Raw genomic sequence first — 19,799 nt, 5'->3', positions numbered from 1 at the left:
TTTATGTCAAATCATCCTCTAATAGATCAAGCGATTAGTTTTTCCGAAGAGGAAATTACAACACCTTATCAATTTCTAAATAATGTCAAACATCCATCTCCAGAATTTAAAATTTTACTACAAGCAGGTGTTTGGAATATTTATAAAAGAGCGAATAAAGAACTTCCTAAACTAAAAGAACTCCCGCCTCTAGACAACAATTCTAAAAAATACTGTTCTGAATCTTTCTGTAAATACTTTTATATGATCTTTAAGCAAAATGATATTTCACTTAAAAAAAATCTTTTACGTTTGGCCGACAAAAATACTGTTTTACCTCCGTATTTAATTTCTTTAGCTTTAGATAGTCGAGATTTTGATGTTCAAAATGATCTTCTTCCTATATTAGAAAATAAAATAGAGATTGGAAATTTAAGAAATGAATGGAATTGGTTACTTCGGAAACATCAATCGGATCGAAGTAGCAATTTTTTTATAATGAACGCTAAAGATAAAATTGAGGAAATAAAAAAACAGAGAATGTTAAAGCCTGAAGGCATTCAAATAATGTTGAATGTTCTATGGGAACAAGCTAACAATCGTATTAAAATTAAAATTTTAGAACTGATGAAAGATAATCCAAATCAATGGGATGCACGATTTTTATTACGAAATATGAATTTTTCTGATCCTGAAGCAGACTTTTTATTACCTGCTAGTCAAGTCTTGGCTTATATCCCAAGTACTGAAATTTTTAAGCAATCTTTAGAACTATTATCAGATTATATTCATTTAGAAAATAAAAGATTATCGATAAGAAATTTAGTTTCTTGGCCCGTTGATTCCTTATTTGATAGTTTTGTAAAACCTAAAGGAAGTAAAGATGAAAAGGTTGTAGAGTTATTTTCAATAGCACCTATATTACATTGGTTAAAACAGAAGAATATTTCTTTTTCACAATTTTGTGAATTGTTATTTACTTTGAAACATCATTTAGCTGTATTAAAAGGTCTATCGGGTTCTGTACATATATTTTATAACGAAGAGGAAGGCAAAATTTTATGGAAGCATTGGTTGACTTTACCAGATGAATTGGTTTCTGAGCTTTTAGAGAAGAATGACCAAATGAAATATTTGAAAAATATATTTTGTAAATTGTCTTTCGAAAACATGAAAGAATGTTGGGCTTTTTCTAAAGAGAGCAAAAAAGAATTTGATCTAGAAAATGTTTTTGTACAAGCTAAATTGCCATGGGCAGAGAATATTACAAAAATGTTTGTATTTTCTTTTAAAGAGTTGGTGTCTGAGAACAAACTAAGTGCAATGCCTGAAAATATTTGCGATAAAATAATTCACTACTTACCCACGAAGTATGTTGATGAATTATATTCTATTATTGATACTTTGGATACGGATTGGCAAAAATATTTAGAAATTTTAACTTTAAGAAAAGTTATTCTAGAGGAATCAAAAAATGGCGAAAAGAAAAAGATCTAAAAAAAATGTTCTAAGAAGGCATGCCGAAGAGCTTTTTAAAGAAGAAATTGCAGAAATAAAAAAGCAAGATAAGAAGCCGTGTCCAACTAATTGGAAACTTTCCCCTTGGGCTGTCAAACAATATATTCTAGGTTGTAAATTAACAAATGGTTTTCAAGTCTCAACTAAGTATTTTGGTAATGAGCATTTAGTTGAGATTGCTGTCGCGACTTTGGCAACGGATCGCGCATTGTTGCTCTATGGATTGCCTGGAACAGCTAAATCATGGTTAAGTGAACACCTAGCAGCAGCTATCTCAGGTGATTCGACATTATTAATTCAGGGAACGGCAGGTATAGACGAAGCGACTCTTAGATACAATTGGAATTATGCAAGACTATTAGCAGAAGGACCTTCTGAAGATGCGATGATTGCAAGTCCTATAATGAAGGCTATGCAAGTAGGTCAGGTTGCTCGTGTGGAAGAACTGACACGCGTGGGAAGTGATGTTCAGGATACATTGATTACGATTCTTTCTGAGAAAATTTTGCCAATTCCAGAATTAAATACAGAAGTGCAGGCTCAAAAAGGTTTTAATTTGATAGCGACTGCTAATAATAAAGATAAAGGTGTAAATGAAATATCAAGTGCATTATCTCGACGCTTTAATACGGTTATTTTACCATTACCAAATACTTTAGAAGAAGAAGTGAAGATTGTAAGTAAGAGAGTTGCAGATATGGGAAAAGTTTTGGATTTGCCCGCAGAAAAACCAGCTTTAGAAGAAATAAGAAGAGTGGTTACAATATTTCAAGAGCTTCGATCTGGTTTAACAAAAAATAAAAATAAAATTAAAAAAACATCTGGAACATTATCAACAGCGGAAGCTATTTCTGTAATCAACAGTGGTATGGCAATGGCAGCTTATTTTGGCAATGGTGTTTTACAAGCAAGAGATTTAGCTTCTGCTATTACAGGTGCAATAGTGAAAGATCCTATTCATGATAAAATTGCATGGAAAGAATATTTAAAATCTGTAGCAAAAAATCGCGCGGGATGGTCAGATTTATATAAAGAGTGTTGCGAGGTATTGTAATGAGTTTACACTTTTTTGGTATTCGTCATCATGGCCCTGGTTGTGCAAGGCAACTTATGCGAAATTTAGAAAAGCTAAAGCCTGATGTTGTGCTTGTGGAAGGTCCCCCAGAAGCTAACGATATAATTCATCATGTTGTATCTGATCATATGGCTCCTCCTGTGGCACTGATGATTTATGAAAAGGAAAGCTTGAAAAATGCCAATTACTATCCTTTTACTAATTTTTCTCCAGAGTGGCAAGTTTTGTTATATGCCAATAGAAATCAAATACCTTTTCATTTTATAGATCTTCCACAATCTATTATGTTAAGCAAGAATTTTGAGAAGAATGACGATGATTTGTATGTCACAAATCCTTTTATTTTACTTGCACAAGCTGCTGGATATGAGGATTATGAATTATGGTGGGACTATGAAATTGAAAGTCGTTACGATAGCCAAGATTTGTTTCCTGCTATCGACAAATTAATGCATATAGTACGCAAAGATATAGAGACTAGTCATCAAGAAAAATGCCGTGAAGCATATATGCGTCAAATGATAAGAAACGTTCAAGTCACTGATAAATCTAAGAAAATAGCAATTATATGTGGAGCTTGGCATATACCGGCTGTTAAAAAATTAGATACTAAGTTAGACGATGAAATTTTACAAGGACTAACAAATATTGATGTTTGCGCGACTTGGATACCATGGACAAACTCTAGGTTATCATATCGTAGTGGTTACGGAGCGGGGATTTATTCTCCTGGATGGTATCAACATCTTTGGAATTATGGTAAAGAGGCTTCTATACATTGGATAATAAAAGCAGCACAGCTTTTTAGACAAAAAGGAATATCTGCTTCTTCTGCTTGCGTGATTGAAACGGTGAGGTTAGCGACTACTCTAGCAGCTATAAGAAATCTGGTTTCTCCAGGTCTTAAGGAACTTTCACAAGCAATTCAAACAACATTATGTGAAGGCGAAGAAAATACTCTCAAAATAATTCAGGACAAACTAGAAATTAATGAAGTAATGGGAAATGTACCTAATGAAGTTCCCAAAGTTCCTTTGCGACAAAATATTGAAAATTTTCAACAAAAATTTAAACTTGTACAATCTACAGAAGAAATTACTCTAGATTTAGATTTACGAAAAAATGAAGATAGAAAATGCAGCTTGTTTTTACATCGTTTACAATTGCTAGGAATCCAATGGGGAACAAAAACTGAAATTGAAAACCAGAAAGGTACTTTTAAAGAGCGTTGGAATCTGATTTGGTTGCCTTCTTTTCATTTAAAAATTATAGAAATGAGTGTTTGGGGAAACACTGTAGAAAAAGCCACTGAATCTTTTATATCGCATTCAGTAAAAGAACAGAATAATCTTCAAGCGTTAATAAAAACCTTACAGTTAGTCATTTTATCAGACTTACCACAAGCGTTAGCAAAATTGATTGAGCAGATACAAAAAATTAGCGCTGTCGCCAGTGATATTAAAGATTTAATTGATTCTGTTCCTTCTCTTGTATTTATCTTGCGATACGGTGATGTTCGAGAAATAGATACAGCACAAATTGAAGGAATTATAAATACATTGGTAGAAAGAATTTTTATTGGCGTGTCACCTGCTTGTACATCGCTAGAGGAAAATTTTGCACGATGTATGTTTAAATCGCTTGCTAATTTTCATCAAGCGATGGTCATTATGGATGATAAACCTAAGCTAGATTTATGGATGACTAGTTTGAATGTTTTACAAAGTAATGAAAATATACATTTTTTGATTCAAGGTTGGAGTTGTTCTGTTCTTACAAAATTAGATTTTATTGATCAGAAAATATTTGACGATATTTTTAAATTAATAGTTGCGGAAGACCTATTAAATATTAGCTTTTGGGTGGAAGGGTTATTGTTTGGTGATCTTTTATTTTCGGAAAAACATAATTTTATATTAAAAGCTTTAGATATGTGGGTTTCTGATTTAGCAAAAGAAGAATTTTTAGTCATTTTACCTGCGCTAAGAAGAGCGTTTTCCTATTTTGATCTAAGAAATAAAGCAAAATTAGGTCAAAAAATAACATACTTATATCATCGGAAAAAACAAAATGTAATATCTCATAACAAAAGAGGAGAACTCGTTTTACCTATTTTGTCAACAATACTAGGAGTGGATTTAAAAAGTGAGTAATAAACAAGATCGCCTTATAAGATGGCGCCTAATTCTTGGAAGTAAATCCAATGTTGAATGTAATTCATTGACATCTGATGAAATTACGATTGATAGATTGTTGGAAGATGTTTACAACAAAAAATATACTTCTCTTACAAACTCAGGACATTTAAAGAATTGGTTAAAAAATATACGAAAATTTTTTCCGGCGGAGACCGTTAGAGTTATTCAAAAAGATGTTTTAGAACGTTTTGATCTAAAAGAGTTACTCTTATTAGATCCTGAAAATTTAGAATACGTAGAGGTTGATGTAAATTTAGTGGCAGATTTAATTTCTTTAAATAGTGCAATAACCGAGGAAACCAAAGAAGGTGTTAGAGAAATTATCAAAAGGTTAACAGGCGAACTACAAAAGAAATTAAAAGCCAAAATGATACAATCTATCAAAGGAGCTATTAATCGTAGTAATCGCACATACCGACCTAAATTAAAAGATATCGACTGGAAAAAAACAATAGAATGTAATTTGAAAAATTTTATGCCAGAAACAAAAACAATCATCGCAGACAAATTTGTAGGTTACACAAGAGGGACATCATCTTCTTTGCATAATATTATTCTGTGTGTTGATCAAAGTTGTTCGATGACTCACTCGATGATTTACTCCTCTATATTTGCTTGCGTTTTAGGATCTATTAAATCTGTTCAAACGCATTTAGTTTTATTTGACGATAGTGTTGTAGATGTCACATCGGAATTAGATGATCCTGTTGATATATTATTTAAAGCAATGTTGGGAGGAGGCACAGACATTAATAAGGCATTGAGTTATTGCCAAAATTTAGTACAACAACCCTCCAAAACGATTTTAGTTTTAATTTCCGATTTAGAAGACGCTGGGTGGCTATCAAAAATGCAAGAAATTGTAAACAGTGGAGTACAAGTAATATCTCTATTAGCATTAAGTAATGAAGGAGTTCCTTTTTATGACAGTAGCAATGCTAAAAAATTGGCTAATATGCAAATACCTACTTTCAGTTGTACGCCAGAGTTATTTCCAGATTTAATGGCCACAGCTATTAATAAAAAAGATGTTAGTATGTGGGCTGCTAAAAAAGAGATTGTTACGTGTATCTAATCGTAAGTAAATTAGAGTTTGGTTGCCTAGATGTCGAATTTACTTTTGAAATTCAACCGCTCAGAAATGTATGCTAAGGATTTCAAAAAATGTTGAGATTTATTGTTTTTGTTATTTTGTAGTTCGCGTTTAAAAAAAAATTCTGAATGAAAGTTGAAGTTATTACCAGATTGAACATCCTTTTAAGAGCAAGCGGCAGGATTCGAACCTGCGAATATGTGATTTGCAATCACACTCCTTCAGCCACTTGGGTACGCCTGCTTGTGGAAGAGGACGGGATTCGAACCCGCGGTTCCGTTACCGGCCCAATAGACCTATAGTCTAGCTATAGGCATATAGCCTTCGGCCACTCAGCCACCTCTTCCGTGATTTAATAAGGGAGACAGAACTTGAAATTCTATGGTTTGGAGTCGCTCTGTCGTTTGAGTTATTCCTGTTTAGAGGAAAGAACGGGATTCGAACCCGTGACAACCTGTTGGGTCGTAACTGTATTATACAAAGCTGCCTTCGGCCACTCAGCCATCTCTCCTTAACTTTATAAGGGAGACAGGACTTGAACCTGCAGTCTGCGATTTAGAAAACCGCTGCTCTATCCAGTTGAGCTACTCCCTTTTAGAGGAGAGGACGGGATTCGAACCCATGATAATTGTTACCAACTATAGTAGATTAGCAATCTACCGCCTTAAGCCACTCGGCCACCTCTCCTTGTTTTATAAGGAAGACAGGATTTGAACCTGCTACCTGCGGTTTCGTAGACCGCCGTTCTATCCAGATGAGCTACTCCCTTGTAAGTGGCCTGATAAAACTATCAAGCAACTTGTTTTAGAGGAGAGGACGGGATTCGAACCCGTGATAATTGTTGCCAACTATAGTAGATTAGCAATCTACCGCCTTAAACCACTCGGCCACCTCGCCTTATTACAGGGGCGGCAGGAATTGAACCCGCAACCTACGGATTTGGAATCCGCCGCTCTACCAGATTGAGCTACACCCCTTTGTTTTGTACTTCGTTTGTCTTACGAGTGAATAATACAGTGCGCGCTATGATTTTACATGTAATAACATAAGTTGTTTTGGGATAGATGTTTATAATACGGAATGCTGTCAGATCTTTGTTTTTTGGGGTTTTTATTATTACGTGTGTTAAGCAAGTCGCAAAAAGTTTTTAAGAACACGCAGTTTGCCTTTGAGTGTCATAGCGGCGTTGAGCCTTCGGTTACATAGCTACAGTTATGTGCCTCTCAGGCTGTCCTTGCTCTGACAGATCCTGTTGGAGCTATTAGTGGTTCTGATCGAGTCATACGCGGTGGTTGCTGGTTCGACTCGTTCAGGCTCGTGCGCTCTGCGTACCGTGACACGCTTATGCCCAACTTCCGCGACCACGTTGTTGGTTTTCGTTTTTGCCTAAAGTCACAGAAATAAAGGAACGGAGCTTGTGAGAAGAAATGCATAGGAGATGGCAGAGTCGCTGGGAAGACGTTTAATGAAAGCGTAGAACTAAAGAAAGCAATATTGATACAAAAGTACGATGTTATAAATGAATCTTGGAGCCTTTAATGAGTAAAAGAATAGTAAAAGGTAAGTTATTAAAAAAGTCGAGGTAAACATTAAATCTATGGGATGTACATTTTATTTAGATTATGTTGACAGCGAAGATTTTGCAAGAACAGAGTTTGACAACTGCTCATTTAGCGATTGGGGGAGAGACGAATATAGTTGTGAATGGCAAAAGTGCACAAATTCTTTAGTATCCAAACAGATGTGGTGTAAGATGCTCGGCCGCAGACTTTACAATGTCACTAGCAAAATCTAAATACGTACTAGGGAGATTTCTTTCAAAAGTATTTTATAAAGCCATTTTTTTATAAAGAATGAATATATGTTATTTTTTGTTTATGTGTTGAAACATAAGCATTGACCTCTTATATGTCAACATTTATATGTCATTGACTAACAACATGTTATATTATCTTTCCGACTAGAGAAAATTAGAAAAACAGTCTATTCAAAATACACACCTTCTATTCAAAATATATATCTTCTATTCACTGGCACGAATGTAATTCGTCGAGTCTGGCACGGATGTCAGCCCATTCATCACTGACGTGAATGTCATTACCCGCGACGCGACTAGAGAAAATTGGAAAAACAGTCTATTCAAAATATGCACCGTTTATTCAAAATACGCACCGTTTATTCAAAATAAACATTTACAAAAGCGTGCCCACCTTTTATTCTTCTAAGGCCTGTATTTTTAAGGACTATTTGCCACTTAGTAAAAATTCTTAGTACAGCAGTTACATCTACTATAAAAACGAAAAAATATTGTTTATTAACTTTCTCAAATCAACTTATTTAGTTGTAAACGTATAAAAACCTTCTTAATCAAGAACTTAAATCAAAATGAGCGCTCGTAAATTAACTAAGTTATATGATTTGGCATAGAAATTGTTAGTGAAGTTTATCTCTATTTTCGCGGTTATAAGGAATATAAATAAAAATAATGGTCTACCATTTAGGGTTTATACAATATGGATAAGAATACTAACAAACCTAATAACATTGATATTAATTCACTATTTGCCAATAAGTACAAGATTATTAAAATGCTTGGTAAAGGTGGTATGGGGAAAGTATACAAGACAATAGATACTGAATTAAATCGTCCAGTAGCATTGAAGGTTTTACTTGATAGTACAGGAGACAGCGAAAAATCAAAAAAAAAGCGCCTAAAACGTTTTCAGCAAGAGTCGATCTCAATGGCAAAGATTCAGCATAAGAATATAGCAGAAATATATAACTGGGGAATATTTCAAAACATGTCTTTTTTAACTATGGAAATAGTAGAAGATGGTGATTTACAAAACTATATGAAGAACAATAAACTTTCTCTGACTCAAATTGCGCAGATCATGAGGCAAGTTGCTGAAGGAACCCACTGTGCACATCGTGCTAAAGTAATTCATCGCGATTTAAAACCAGGGAATATATTGATGGATGGTGACACTCCTAAAATAACGGATTTTGGGTTGGCTAAAACGAATAATGTTTCTACAAAAATGTCACGCAGTGGACAAGTCATTGGAACTTTACAGTACATGCCTCCAGAACAAGCAAACGGGGAAAAAGTAGATCATCGAGCGGATGTATATGCTTTGGGAGTTATTCTTTATGAGATGCTAACAGGGCGTTTACCTTTCGAATCCTCCAATGCTATGAATCTCTTTTTTCAATTAGTAAAGAAAGAAGTTGTGCCTCCTTCACAAATTAAGAAAAAAATTCCCAAGGTATTAGAAAATATATGTTTAAAAGCACTAGAAAAAAAACCAGAAGATCGTTATCAAACAGCCAGTGCATTTGGCGATGATTTATACAAATTTACCAAAGGAAAAACGCCTAAGTCGAGCATTCACTACTCTCCCAAATGGATACGTACAAAAAGACAAATAAATCGCTATAAACATTTTTTTATAATACTGGTAGCTTTGCTACTATTATTTGTAATTTATCGCAACTCAGAAGAGCAAGTTACACAAGTGACGCAACAGTCAAAAACAACACAACCAAAAGTGATAACACAACCAAAAGTGACAACACAACCAAATTTGGATGAATGGCAACAGCGAGTTTTACAAAAACTAAAAAATCAAAACTTAGAACATAGTCAAATATATTCTTATGCCGGTCATCACTACATTGTTATTAATAAAGCTAGCTCGTGGAGTACTGCACAAGAAATTTGCGAATCACTAGATGGATATCTAGTCACTATTACAGATATTCAAGAGGAAAACTTTATAAAAAAAATATTCACTCCTGGAAAAAAATATTGGTTGGGAATGCAGAGAAAATCTATTGATCAACCATTTCAGTGGATCACAGGAGAGCCCACGACTTATAATAACTGGTCTATTCTTAAACGTGCCCCTCATCACCGGCGAGATGTTAAAGGAAAAAAAGCGAAGCATAAAAAAGCAAGATCGTACATAAAAAATACAGCTTTTATAAATATGGAATCAGACGAACATCCTGCATGGGGAAACAAGCTAAAAAAATTCCCTCTCATCATCTGTGAGTGGGGAAAGAATCGTACAGCCGGTCGCGTTAATAGGCGCAGTATGATATCGCGTTTCTATGTGGAAAACGCAAAACTTGTAAAAAAACATATGTTTGTATCTAAACAATTGCCCAAAGATAAAAAAGGTCGTACCATTACTCGTTTTATTTTGAATCACCAGAATTTAACGATATCTTTTGGCTTTTCTATATCTAAAAAAGATCTATCACATATTCTTTTAGTCAAACACTATTCTGGAAAAATAATAAAACCCAATGGGCAAAAAATAAGGGAATCATTCATTGATATAACAATAAATAACAAAAAATTTCGCGAAAAATTCGAAGTTGATTTAGAAATTCAAGACTACTTTAATATCACTGATTATTTGAAGGTGGGAGAGAACATTATTGATATACGTTTTGACCCTAGCAGCCGTACAGTATATTTTCTACGAGAGTTAATGATTTACACAATTTCACAAGGGAAAAAAAATGGATGAAAATAAAAATTTCGAGCAGTTTCGCATAGATGAGATGATTGGCGAAGGCGGGATGGGGAAAGTATATAAAGCTTTTGACAAGCAATTACGACGAGATGTTGCTCTTAAGATTATTGCGATCGAACAGTTTAAAAAAAGTGATGTAGATCGTTTTCGCCGCGAAGCATACACTATGGCAAAGTTAAAACATCTCAATATTGTTAAACTATATAATTTTGGCTATGATGGCGATTCTCCCTTTTTGACAATGGAGCTCATAAAAGGTCCTCACTTAGAAGATTATGTTCGCAAAAATAATGCGTCCGTGGAAAATATTGCCTGTGTACTGATTAAAATTGCCAACGCAATACACTATGCTCATCAGCAAGGAATAATTCACCGCGATTTAAAACCCGAAAATATAATGATGGCAGAACACGAACCAAAAGTCATGGATTTTGGACTAGCAAAGGTAAATAATGCCTCGCAAAGACTCTCAAGAAGTGGCACAGCAATAGGTACAATAGCCTACATGTCTCCAGAACAAGTCAAAGGACAAAAAGTAAAGGCGACAAGTGATGTATACGCTTTAGGAATTATCCTCTATCAGCTTCTAACAAGACGTTTACCCTTTCGCGGTGACCAAAATAGAATGATGAAGCAAATACTCGATAAAGTTGTGCCTCTTCCAACAAAATTTAACAAAAAAATTCCACAAGAGCTAGAAATAATATGCCTTAAATGTCTAGAGAAAAAACCTTGCGATCGCTACCTGAGCGCACATGACTTAGCAGAAGATCTAAAGAGATTTGTGCGTGGAAAAACAATTCATGCGCGACGCAATTATTCGCTGCAACGGCGCTTGGGTTTAAAGTCTTCGCAGATATTATTAGGGGTAGTATATATAGTAATAGCTATTGCTATGATTTCAGCACTCTTACCAAAAAATAAAAGCAAAAAGACCAAGCGCAATAATATGACAAAAATAGCTGAAAATAAGGAGAAAACAGCTGTTATTCAAGATACAGAACAAAAAATAAACGCCGTACTAAATCGTTTCAAAAATGATGAACATTTTGATAGTTTAAAAACCAAAGTAGAAAAATTTCGTAGTTGGAGAATTAAAATTAAAGATATTGTAAAAAGCGATAAAGCGTTCTATCTTTTAGGTGAGCCAGTCTTTTACAAACATCTTAAGAATCGTTTAACTCAATACAATGGCGGCTTAATACATTTTAACAACCGCAATATAGAAGAACATAAATTTATTTATAAATTTTTAAACAAAAACGGCATTCGCAAATGCTTGATTATTAAGAATGGAAAACGTGGTATTCTAGAAAAGAATAGTTCATGGGCAAAGGCGAAATTTATAGATTTTATAGACGATTTTCGATATTCATTTGTGTTTAAATGGAGATATGAATAAATCCCACTGCTATTTACTCTGGCGTTTCAATAACAGCGAGATGTCACGACTATTAAGTAAAGTGTAGATGTGCAATAAAATATCATTAATTCAACTGGCAATGTGGATAGTATTGAGACCATAAATTATAATCAAACTATTCTTTAGTGCAAATTACAATTCAACAACTGGTATAATATTATGTCAAAAAAGTTTTTTTTGTCAGGGCGTGTCATCATTCAATACAGATAAAAATATAACGGATTCATTTAATGATACGCCAGTAGTATTGAGCCCGAGCCCGTTTGCGAGCCCGCGCCCGAAAACTTTTTGAGAGCGACAGAAAGTAATTTATTGGTTCAATACTAGTTTTTTGCGATGGAAAAAGAAACTTTGCTTCTTTGATAAATTGTTAGTGAAAGTTTCGGAAACGGGCTCGGGCTCGAAAAAACACACAATATTTTGAATGATGACACGCCCTACTTAATTATGAAAAAATCGTGAACATTATTAATGAATCAAACGAAAAGAAAAAGTAATTAAATAGGAATAACTGTCAAGATAAGCAGTAGTAGCTCCACCGTCGCGTTCCTTTTTTAACAATAACTCCTGCCTTTTGCAATTTACGCAAAACATAAGAAGCATGGTGTATATCTACATCTAAGATATCGCGACATTGACGATTGTTGATTTGTGAATTTTTTTTAACATACGCAATAATCATTTCTTCTTCGCTAGTATTTTCTGATAACTCTTGAAGCAGATCATCAGAAAATGCATGAGAAGGTAAATCACTAGCTTGTATTTTTTTACCATCACACATAATTACAGCATGCTCAATGATGTTTTTTAATTCGCGAATATTTCCACGATAATCGTGTTTTTTTAAACAAGATATAACATTGTCATCAACGAGTAATACATTCTTTCTCATATCTTCGCCAAATAGTTTGAGAAAATGGGAGACCAGCAGCGGTATATCTTCACACCTTTTTTGCAAAGACGGTACATCGATAATAAATCGCGCTAAGCGAAAATATAAATCGCGGCGAAAAAGTTTTTGCTCTATTTTTTCTTGTAAATCACTATTCGTTGCTGCAATAATACGTACATTGATTTCACGACTTATTTCACTACCAACAGGTCGTATAATTCCATCTTCGAGAGTACGTAACAACATAGTTTGCACATCTAACGATAAGTCACCAATCTCATCTAAAAATAGTGTTCCACCTTCAGCACACTCAAACAGTCCCTTGTGTGACTTGACAGCGCTGGTAAATGCTCCGCGAGTATGTCCAAATAATTGAACCTGGGCAATATCTTTCGTAAAAAGCGAACAATTTACAGGAATAAACGGTTCATGGCTATCTTCTCCATAATGGATTGCACGTGCAAGTAGTTCTTTACCTGTACCGCTTTCTCCAAGAAGTAAAACATTCGTTTTTTTGCCTTGTAGTTTTTTTACTTTTTCGATAACTTGTTTGATCGCGGCACTTTCACCAATAAATTGATCCAATCCCCACATTTTATGATTTTGAGAGGACATAACAGTAAGTTTATCATCTACTTTTTGCAAAGCTATCTGCGCTTGTTTTTTCTCTTCTTTTTCTTGCTCTAAACGAATAACCGTATTCTGTAAATCTTTGATTAACTGTCCATTTTGTACGTGTACCTTTACTCTCCCCAGTATTTCTTCTTTAAAAAATGGCTTGGTAATGTAGTCAACACATCCATATGAAAAGCCTTTGTTTTTTTCTTCTATAGCAGTCAAACCACTGATGAAAATAACAGGTATATCTTTGGTACTTTCCTCAATTTTCAATTTTTGACACACATCGTAACCACTGATATCAGGTATATTAATATCCAATAAAATAATATCTGGCAATTTCGCTTTTATAGATTTTAATGCCTGATTTCCACTTGTTACTGGGCGAACTCGATATTGATCTTCCCGCAAGATATTTGTAAGATAATGTAGGCTTTTTTCATCGTCTTCCACAACTAAAACAGATGTAGTCATTCTTGTTCTCCAATTTGATTGCGAATGTAGCTACATATACTATTAGGCTCTAATATATCATATATATATCGATAATTACAAAGGAATGATTGTAGTATATTTTCAGAGTTATTTAAATTTGGTAGGGCAGCCCAGAGTGGACAAAAAATCTCAAAAAAAATTACAACTAAATTTACTATAGGTGTGTACCTATTTCTTGTAATCACTAAACAACATTTAAGTCTGTTAATAGAAAGTAACGCTATGGTACCTAAATACGAAGAATTGTATAAGTTAGTTGTTAGAGAGATTGGTCTACAACGACTACAAAACCGTTTGTATCCTTTTAAAGTAGAAGATGATGATATCTTTAGAGACCACTCACAGCATGGTTTTCTTGGAAAAGATGAAAAATTATTACCTCTTGTTGCTCAGGATTGGCAAGTTGTTTTGGACTCTGGCACTTCTCATCAAGAAATTGCTCAAGCTTTACGCAATTTGATGGATGGCAATGGCCAATTACATCCTGATTATGAATATCAACATGTCGAGTACATGACAAGTGGTTGGCAATCTTGTCCTTGGGGTTGTAGTTTTGCAAAAGGTAATGATCATGGTGTGATTTATTGTAAAAAAAATAATGAAAGCATCCTGATCAATACTTTACATTCACATCTTATTGAAGAGCATTTTTTTTTCCAAGGCAAAGATGTTTATTATCGGCTTGATCCAAATGAAATTACTAATATTCTTCTTTTGGGAGAAAAATCTCAAAAAGTTACCGAACATTTATGTAAATCTTTACAATGCGAAGACCTCATGATTGTACACTACGCGCTGAGTTTATTGCAAGGGATGTCGTCAGCTCATACTAAAAGATTGGTAGCGCCGCACTTAAAAAAGTTACTGCGTCACGATAATGAAGATTTACTTCAAGAGACACTCAAAACAATTAAGAAGCTTTCTATTCGCGAATTAGCAGAAAATATAGCTGAGCTACTTATTCATCCAAATAGATATATTCAAATAGAGGCCAAAAGTACTTTAGAAGATATGGATTTCTTGGTAAGGCCTATTTTCTGTGATTTACAACAGCAAGACCTAGGTGATATTGTACTACAATTACAAGAAAAACTAGAAAATAATGAGGATATCGAAAATGTGATAGATAGTCTTGGAAGAATAGGAAAAGAAGTTCCGCAGCTCTTCAACTTTTTTGGTAACTATTCGCAAAAAACTATTCTTGCTGTTTTAAGAATTGTAAAAAAGTCACCACAATTTATTTCATACTTACAACCGTATCATTGGAATATACTTGAGGCATCGATTGAAGAAAAACGCCTGATAGCCATTCGTGCAAAGGATGAATTTGAGCAGCTTATAAGAGAGGAAAAGGGCGAAGAAGAAAAACTTAGTCAACTACTAAAGATTAGTCGTTTTGAAGATGAAGAAGATTTGTTGTTTTATTTTGCAGTATCTTGTTTGCGATTCAATCACTCAGTATCAGTAAACACCTTAAAACAGATCTGCCCTCTTTCTATTATAATTTACCGCTTAGGAAAGGAGCCACTAAAATACCTTTATGAATACCTGCCGCAAATTTTGCTAGAAAATAAAAATAAATATGTCGAAAATTTTGTATCGCGACTTATAAAAGATTTGTCATTTAAATCAATAGAAATTAGATCAAGCGAACGCTTTATTAAACAACTGCTCAAATTTGTAGAACATCCATTTACGGTTCCTAAATTAGAAGAAGTAGGCTTGTTGCCTTGGGAGCGGAAAAGCAAAAATACTTGGGTAAATATCATAGAGGTTCTTGGAGATAGCAGCATAAAGAAAGAACAAATAGCTGGTGTTTGTATGCAAAACATAAACCACGACAACCGCGATATACGTTTACAAGTAATAGAAAATCTGGGAAAGTTAAAACACAGTCAGGCGGTCGGTACACTTATTGAATTTATTGATTCAGAAGATAAAGATATTCAAAAAACAACGATAAGAACTCTTGAGAATATTGGAATAGGAGCAGAAGATGCCGTTTCTCATTTGATGCTACAAGACGAAGAACTGATTATTGATGCATTGTTTTCAATCGGAAGCTCACAAAGCGTACCCATGTTGCTCGAATACCTTGAAAAGATAAATTATAAAAATTCAAAGTACATTTATCTTTTAAGTTTAATAAAGGATGATCGAATAGTCCCTACTTTACTCAAAGGTATTATTGCAAAAGCCGAAATTTCTAGAGATGTTGTTAGCACGTTGTTTAGGATTTTAAATAAACAGCAACTTAGTAAATTTTGGCAAACTTGCGATCAAAAACAGCAAGTTCAACTTATAAAAATTTTAGGACGAGAATCAAGTTATCCGTACAAAGCTGAACTAGGTGTGTACGAAATTCTTTTATCTAACTGGCAACAACATATAAAAAGTCACGATGATGATTTACGTTTGGCCACGATTTCTTGCATTTGTTGGTTTATCACTGAAAAAAACGCTACTGTGTTTTTATACCATTTATTTGTTGCTTTAAGAGATGATGCTACAATGATGGAGGCAGCAAAAGCAATAGGAACAGTTAGTCAGTGTTTAACATCAGAGACAATGACAAAAGTTGGCCTATGTCAAATAGATATTATTAGATTCTTGGTAGATGCTATGACAGATGAACCATCTTTATTTATCAACTATGTATATCGAAAAATTTTATTAAAAATAAATGGTGACAATGAATATGGACTAGATAAATTTTTACTGTTACTTGATGAAGAAATAGATGCAGCGATTTTATTGTTAGAACCATTAGGAGATGTAGCTGTCGATGCTTTATACCAACAAACTAAAAACCAGAAAATAGAAAGAGCACAAGCAGCCACGTATGCTTTATATAAGATAAATTCTCCAAGGTGTGTTACATATCTTGTAAAGTTAATTTCACATCCCAACGCGATAGTTAGAATGCGCGCAGCATTGCGTTTATGCGAATATAAAGAGCACTGCTCACAAGCGATAAAAGTTTTCATAGATATACTACAAGGCCATATAGGCGAAAACAAGGAAACAGCTCTAGAGAGACTTTTATTTTTTAGCAATAAAGCATTGGAAAATCTCGAAGAGCATATAGTTGAATTGATATTTGAGATTGTCAATCTTCTAGCTTATTCTTCTGCACAAAGTGCACTTCTTAAGTTTGGATCTCATCCAATTGTTTGTCGTATGGTATCGCAGCAGGAGAAGAGATACTCTCAACATCCAAAAAACTATATTTTGAATCTTTTTAAGTCATGTTAACCTAAGACTTGAGTGTAAGATATTTTATAATCAATATCTTGTGCAAATTATTTACCGTAATTATACAATTAGAATATCGTTTCGTTTTAAATCGCAGTAGGTTTGGTACTTTATTTAAAGTACACATTGAAATAAAAATTTACGAAAGAATAAAATGAAAAAAATTACAACTAAAAAATTACAGCTCATAGAAAATGAAACGACCTATCACAAATGTATATTTGATCTTGATGAACGCAAATCAGTGTGGTTTGAGAATGTGAATTTTTATGAAAGTCATTTTTTGGACCCAACTAAATTGCCAAATGCACTAATTGTAAGTACTGCGAAAACAATCATTATTCCAGCTAATATTTTTTCTAGTATTCCTGCTTTTCTTCCAGACTTCCCTTGGTCAATGAATATGACATCTTGTTCTCTCGAAAATTGAGTTGTCTTTATACGATATTTGACATTATTTATTGCAGACCCAACAGCGCCTTCTATTATACTATAATAAGGGTATTCAACCTTTCCTTCTACTTTGAGTGTCCCTTTTTTGCCTACTAAATCGTGATTTTTAGGAACCACAATATTCACTTTAATATCCACTTTTGTGCGTCCACTAATAATAGGAATACCTTTAACTTTTACAACCACAACTTTGACTTCATTGAGATTCCATTCTTTTAGTTTCGAAATTCCTTCAATATTGAGATTTTTTGTTAAATTCAATTCAGCTATAGATAGCGTTGCTGTTGCTTCGCGAACGCGGTACATTTCATTGATAGTTTTTATTTTTTTCCAAGATGAAAACGAATATGTTTCTCCTATCTTTATTTTTATAATATGTTCAAAATCATTAATGAAGTATATGCCAAAGATACAAAGAATCGTTCCTAGCAAACATCCTAAAAAAACAAAAATATTTTTCGCGTTATTTATCATGATTTTTATACTTTCTATTGATTTAGATATTCAAAATGGTTTTACTATTGTTAGCAGCTCTCTTGCTAAGTTATTTGATCTGAAGTAGTTTCTACCCTGTAGTGGTTTTTCAAGGGAAAGAGTATCGCGGAAAGTTTTTTAAATTGAGTTTGCAACAGATAAAATTGATTCTTTTTGCAATTTATGTTTTTTCAAATATAAATTTAGAAAAAGAACATGTGTAGTATTACGTTTGTGTGAATATAAAGAGTATTGTTCACAAGCGATAAAAATTTTTATAGATATATTACAAGGGCAAAAACAAGGAAACGACTCTAGATAGGCTTTCATTTTTAAGTAATAAATTATTGGGAAATCTCGAAGAGTATAGTTGCATTGATATTTGAGATTGTCAATTTTCTAACTATTCTTTTGGACAAGGTGCATTTCTTAAGTTTGGATCTCATCCAATTGTTTGTCATATAGTATGACAGCAGCAGAAGAGATACTTTCAACATCCAAAAAGCTGTATTTTGTGTCTTTTTAAATTATGTCTAAAAAATAGGTAGGATCTTTATAACCCAAGGAAATAGCATTCTTGACTATTTTGTTTAATTTAGATGGCATTGATTTTATATTATTTGCAGATAAATTAAGCAATTTAAGAGAAACAAGTTCTCCTATTTCTTGTGGAACCTCTGATATCTTATTACAATTTAGATATAGATATTGAAGAGAAGATAGTTGGCCTATTTCTTTTGGGATTTTTTTTATTTTGTTGCTAGTAAGATAAAGATACTCAATGGAAGAAAGATTTCCTATTTCTTTTGGGATCTTTGTAATTTTATTAGCAGTTAATTCTAAGCATACAAGAGAGGATAGTTGCCCTATCTCTTTTGGGATTTTTTTTATTTTGTTATCACTCAAATCAAGATTTTCAATAGAAGATAGTTGGCCTATTTCTTTTGGAATTTCTTCAATCTGATTTTTGCGAAGGTTGAGAGTGTCAAGAAAAGAGAGTTTTCCTATTTTTTGCGGAATTTCCTTAATCTGATTATTGCTTAGATCAAGATTTTCAAGAGCCATAAACTTTCCTATTTCTTCTGGAATTTCGCATATTGCGTTGTTATTAAGAACTAAATTCCGCAGATTACTAATAGCAAAAATGCATGAAGGTATTCTTTCAAGTTCTGCATTTCCTAAATCAACAACCGTACCATTTCCGCGAAAAGAACAATTATCAAATGTAACTTTCTCAAGTTCTGCTTTTTCTGTTATAGCAGATTCTAAGAAAAAGGTACATCCCATGTATTTTGTATATGGTGTAAGTTCCTTAATAATTTTACTTTTTACTTTTTTTTGCAACATAACTATATTTCTTTCACCAGTAAAGACACTTAAATTTTTTTATCTGTTGTATTTTGTAATCGAAATTAGCACCTTGGTTATCCAACGCTAGACTCAATTAGAGTTAAAATGCAATTGTGTAAGTTCTTTACTTACCGTTCCTATTAAAACACAAAAATCTAAAAAGATCTAAGACAATCACCAAACAGTGCTGCGATTGATTACCGCTAGAGAGTTGCACTCTAGAGAACAAATAAAACGCAAACTCCACCAGTTTTATGTTGTACATAATTCTATATCTGACACTCCAAAATCAAAAAGCCTTATCCTTTTTTTGAGGCAAGACTTACAGAACCTGCATCGCGTCAAGTCTTCGTTATATATATACTTCATGCGATAACATGCGCAAAAAAAACACTCAATAATAAAAGCAATTTTTGCAGTTATAGCCTC

General features: G+C 33.6%; 10 protein-coding genes and 8 tRNA genes. 7 read left to right on the top strand and 11 right to left on the bottom strand.

What is annotated here, in order from left to right; all coding sequences use genetic code 11:
- Positions 1 to 3: 3 nt before the first annotated feature.
- Genes UABHE_RS24260 through UABHE_RS24245 form a run of 4 tightly spaced genes read left to right on the top strand, consistent with a single transcriptional unit; the run spans position 4 to position 5,845 of the window.
- Positions 4 to 1,476: a DUF5691 domain-containing protein gene (locus UABHE_RS24260; RefSeq protein ID WP_372365887.1), complete on the top strand. Its 1,473-nt coding sequence runs from the start codon at positions 4 to 6 to the stop codon at positions 1,474 to 1,476.
- A complete protein-coding gene (locus UABHE_RS24255) occupies positions 1,454 to 2,551 on the top strand; it encodes an AAA family ATPase (RefSeq protein ID WP_372365885.1) in 1,098 nt (365 codons plus the stop codon). Before UABHE_RS24260 ends, UABHE_RS24255 begins: the two co-directional genes overlap by 23 nt.
- Positions 2,551 to 4,725, top strand: a complete 2,175-nt coding sequence (locus UABHE_RS24250; RefSeq protein WP_372365883.1) for a DUF5682 family protein — start codon at positions 2,551 to 2,553, stop codon at positions 4,723 to 4,725. Before UABHE_RS24255 ends, UABHE_RS24250 begins: the two co-directional genes overlap by 1 nt.
- On the top strand, positions 4,718 to 5,845 hold the full coding sequence (locus tag UABHE_RS24245) for a VWA domain-containing protein (RefSeq protein WP_372365882.1): 1,128 nt from the start codon (positions 4,718 to 4,720) through the stop codon (positions 5,843 to 5,845). Before UABHE_RS24250 ends, UABHE_RS24245 begins: the two co-directional genes overlap by 8 nt.
- A gap of 187 nt (positions 5,846 to 6,032) precedes the next feature.
- Here the strand turns inward: UABHE_RS24245 and UABHE_RS24240 are convergent.
- The 8 genes from UABHE_RS24240 to UABHE_RS24205 all read right to left on the bottom strand — a co-directional run bounded on the left by UABHE_RS24240 (position 6,033) and on the right by UABHE_RS24205 (position 6,840).
- Positions 6,033 to 6,106 (bottom strand) — tRNA-Cys (locus UABHE_RS24240).
- Between the two features lie 4 nt (positions 6,107 to 6,110).
- Positions 6,111 to 6,209 (bottom strand) — tRNA-Tyr (locus UABHE_RS24235).
- Between the two features lie 77 nt (positions 6,210 to 6,286).
- Positions 6,287 to 6,374, bottom strand: a tRNA-Tyr gene (locus UABHE_RS24230).
- Between the two features lie 9 nt (positions 6,375 to 6,383).
- Positions 6,384 to 6,457 (bottom strand) — tRNA-Arg (locus tag UABHE_RS24225).
- Positions 6,458 to 6,461: 4 nt separating this feature from the next.
- A tRNA-Ser gene (locus tag UABHE_RS24220) sits at positions 6,462 to 6,550 on the bottom strand.
- An 8-nt stretch (positions 6,551 to 6,558) separates the two neighbouring features.
- A tRNA-Arg gene (locus UABHE_RS24215) sits at positions 6,559 to 6,632 on the bottom strand.
- A 39-nt stretch (positions 6,633 to 6,671) separates the two neighbouring features.
- Positions 6,672 to 6,760, bottom strand: a tRNA-Ser gene (locus UABHE_RS24210).
- Positions 6,761 to 6,766: 6 nt separating this feature from the next.
- Positions 6,767 to 6,840 (bottom strand) — tRNA-Trp (locus tag UABHE_RS24205).
- 1,536 nt (positions 6,841 to 8,376) lie between these two features.
- Between UABHE_RS24205 and UABHE_RS24200 the strand changes: the two genes are divergently transcribed.
- Both UABHE_RS24200 and UABHE_RS24195 read left to right on the top strand, forming a co-directional pair.
- On the top strand, positions 8,377 to 10,404 hold the full coding sequence (locus tag UABHE_RS24200; RefSeq protein WP_372365881.1) for a protein kinase: 2,028 nt from the start codon (positions 8,377 to 8,379) through the stop codon (positions 10,402 to 10,404).
- On the top strand, positions 10,397 to 11,812 hold the full coding sequence (locus UABHE_RS24195) for a serine/threonine-protein kinase (RefSeq protein ID WP_372365880.1): 1,416 nt from the start codon (positions 10,397 to 10,399) through the stop codon (positions 11,810 to 11,812). Before UABHE_RS24200 ends, UABHE_RS24195 begins: the two co-directional genes overlap by 8 nt.
- Before the next feature lie 535 nt (positions 11,813 to 12,347).
- Here the strand turns inward: UABHE_RS24195 and UABHE_RS24190 are convergent.
- Positions 12,348 to 13,817 (bottom strand): sigma-54-dependent transcriptional regulator, encoded by a 1,470-nt coding sequence (locus UABHE_RS24190; RefSeq protein ID WP_372365879.1) that lies wholly within the window; start codon positions 13,815 to 13,817, stop codon positions 12,348 to 12,350.
- Between the two features lie 243 nt (positions 13,818 to 14,060).
- On the opposite strand from UABHE_RS24190, the gene UABHE_RS24185 reads away from it, so the two are divergent.
- Positions 14,061 to 17,093 (top strand): HEAT repeat domain-containing protein, encoded by a 3,033-nt coding sequence (locus UABHE_RS24185; protein WP_372365878.1) that lies wholly within the window; start codon positions 14,061 to 14,063, stop codon positions 17,091 to 17,093.
- A 276-nt stretch (positions 17,094 to 17,369) separates the two neighbouring features.
- Here UABHE_RS24185 and UABHE_RS24180 read toward each other — a convergent pair whose 3' ends face one another.
- Entirely contained in the window at positions 17,370 to 18,020 is a 651-nt protein-coding gene (locus UABHE_RS24180; RefSeq protein ID WP_372365876.1) for a hypothetical protein, read from the bottom strand.
- 522 nt (positions 18,021 to 18,542) lie between these two features.
- On the bottom strand, positions 18,543 to 19,367 hold the full coding sequence (locus tag UABHE_RS24175) for a leucine-rich repeat domain-containing protein (protein WP_372365875.1): 825 nt from the start codon (positions 19,365 to 19,367) through the stop codon (positions 18,543 to 18,545).
- Between the last annotated feature and the right edge of the window lie 432 nt (positions 19,368 to 19,799).

Origin of the sequence: Candidatus Uabimicrobium helgolandensis, assembly GCF_041508025.1 — a bacterium.
In the GTDB taxonomy this organism is placed as follows: Bacteria; Planctomycetota; Uabimicrobiia; order Uabimicrobiales; family Uabimicrobiaceae; genus Uabimicrobium; species Uabimicrobium helgolandensis.
The sequence above is the reverse complement of the archived record's forward strand: the minus strand, read 5'-3'. Positions and strand labels throughout refer to the sequence as shown.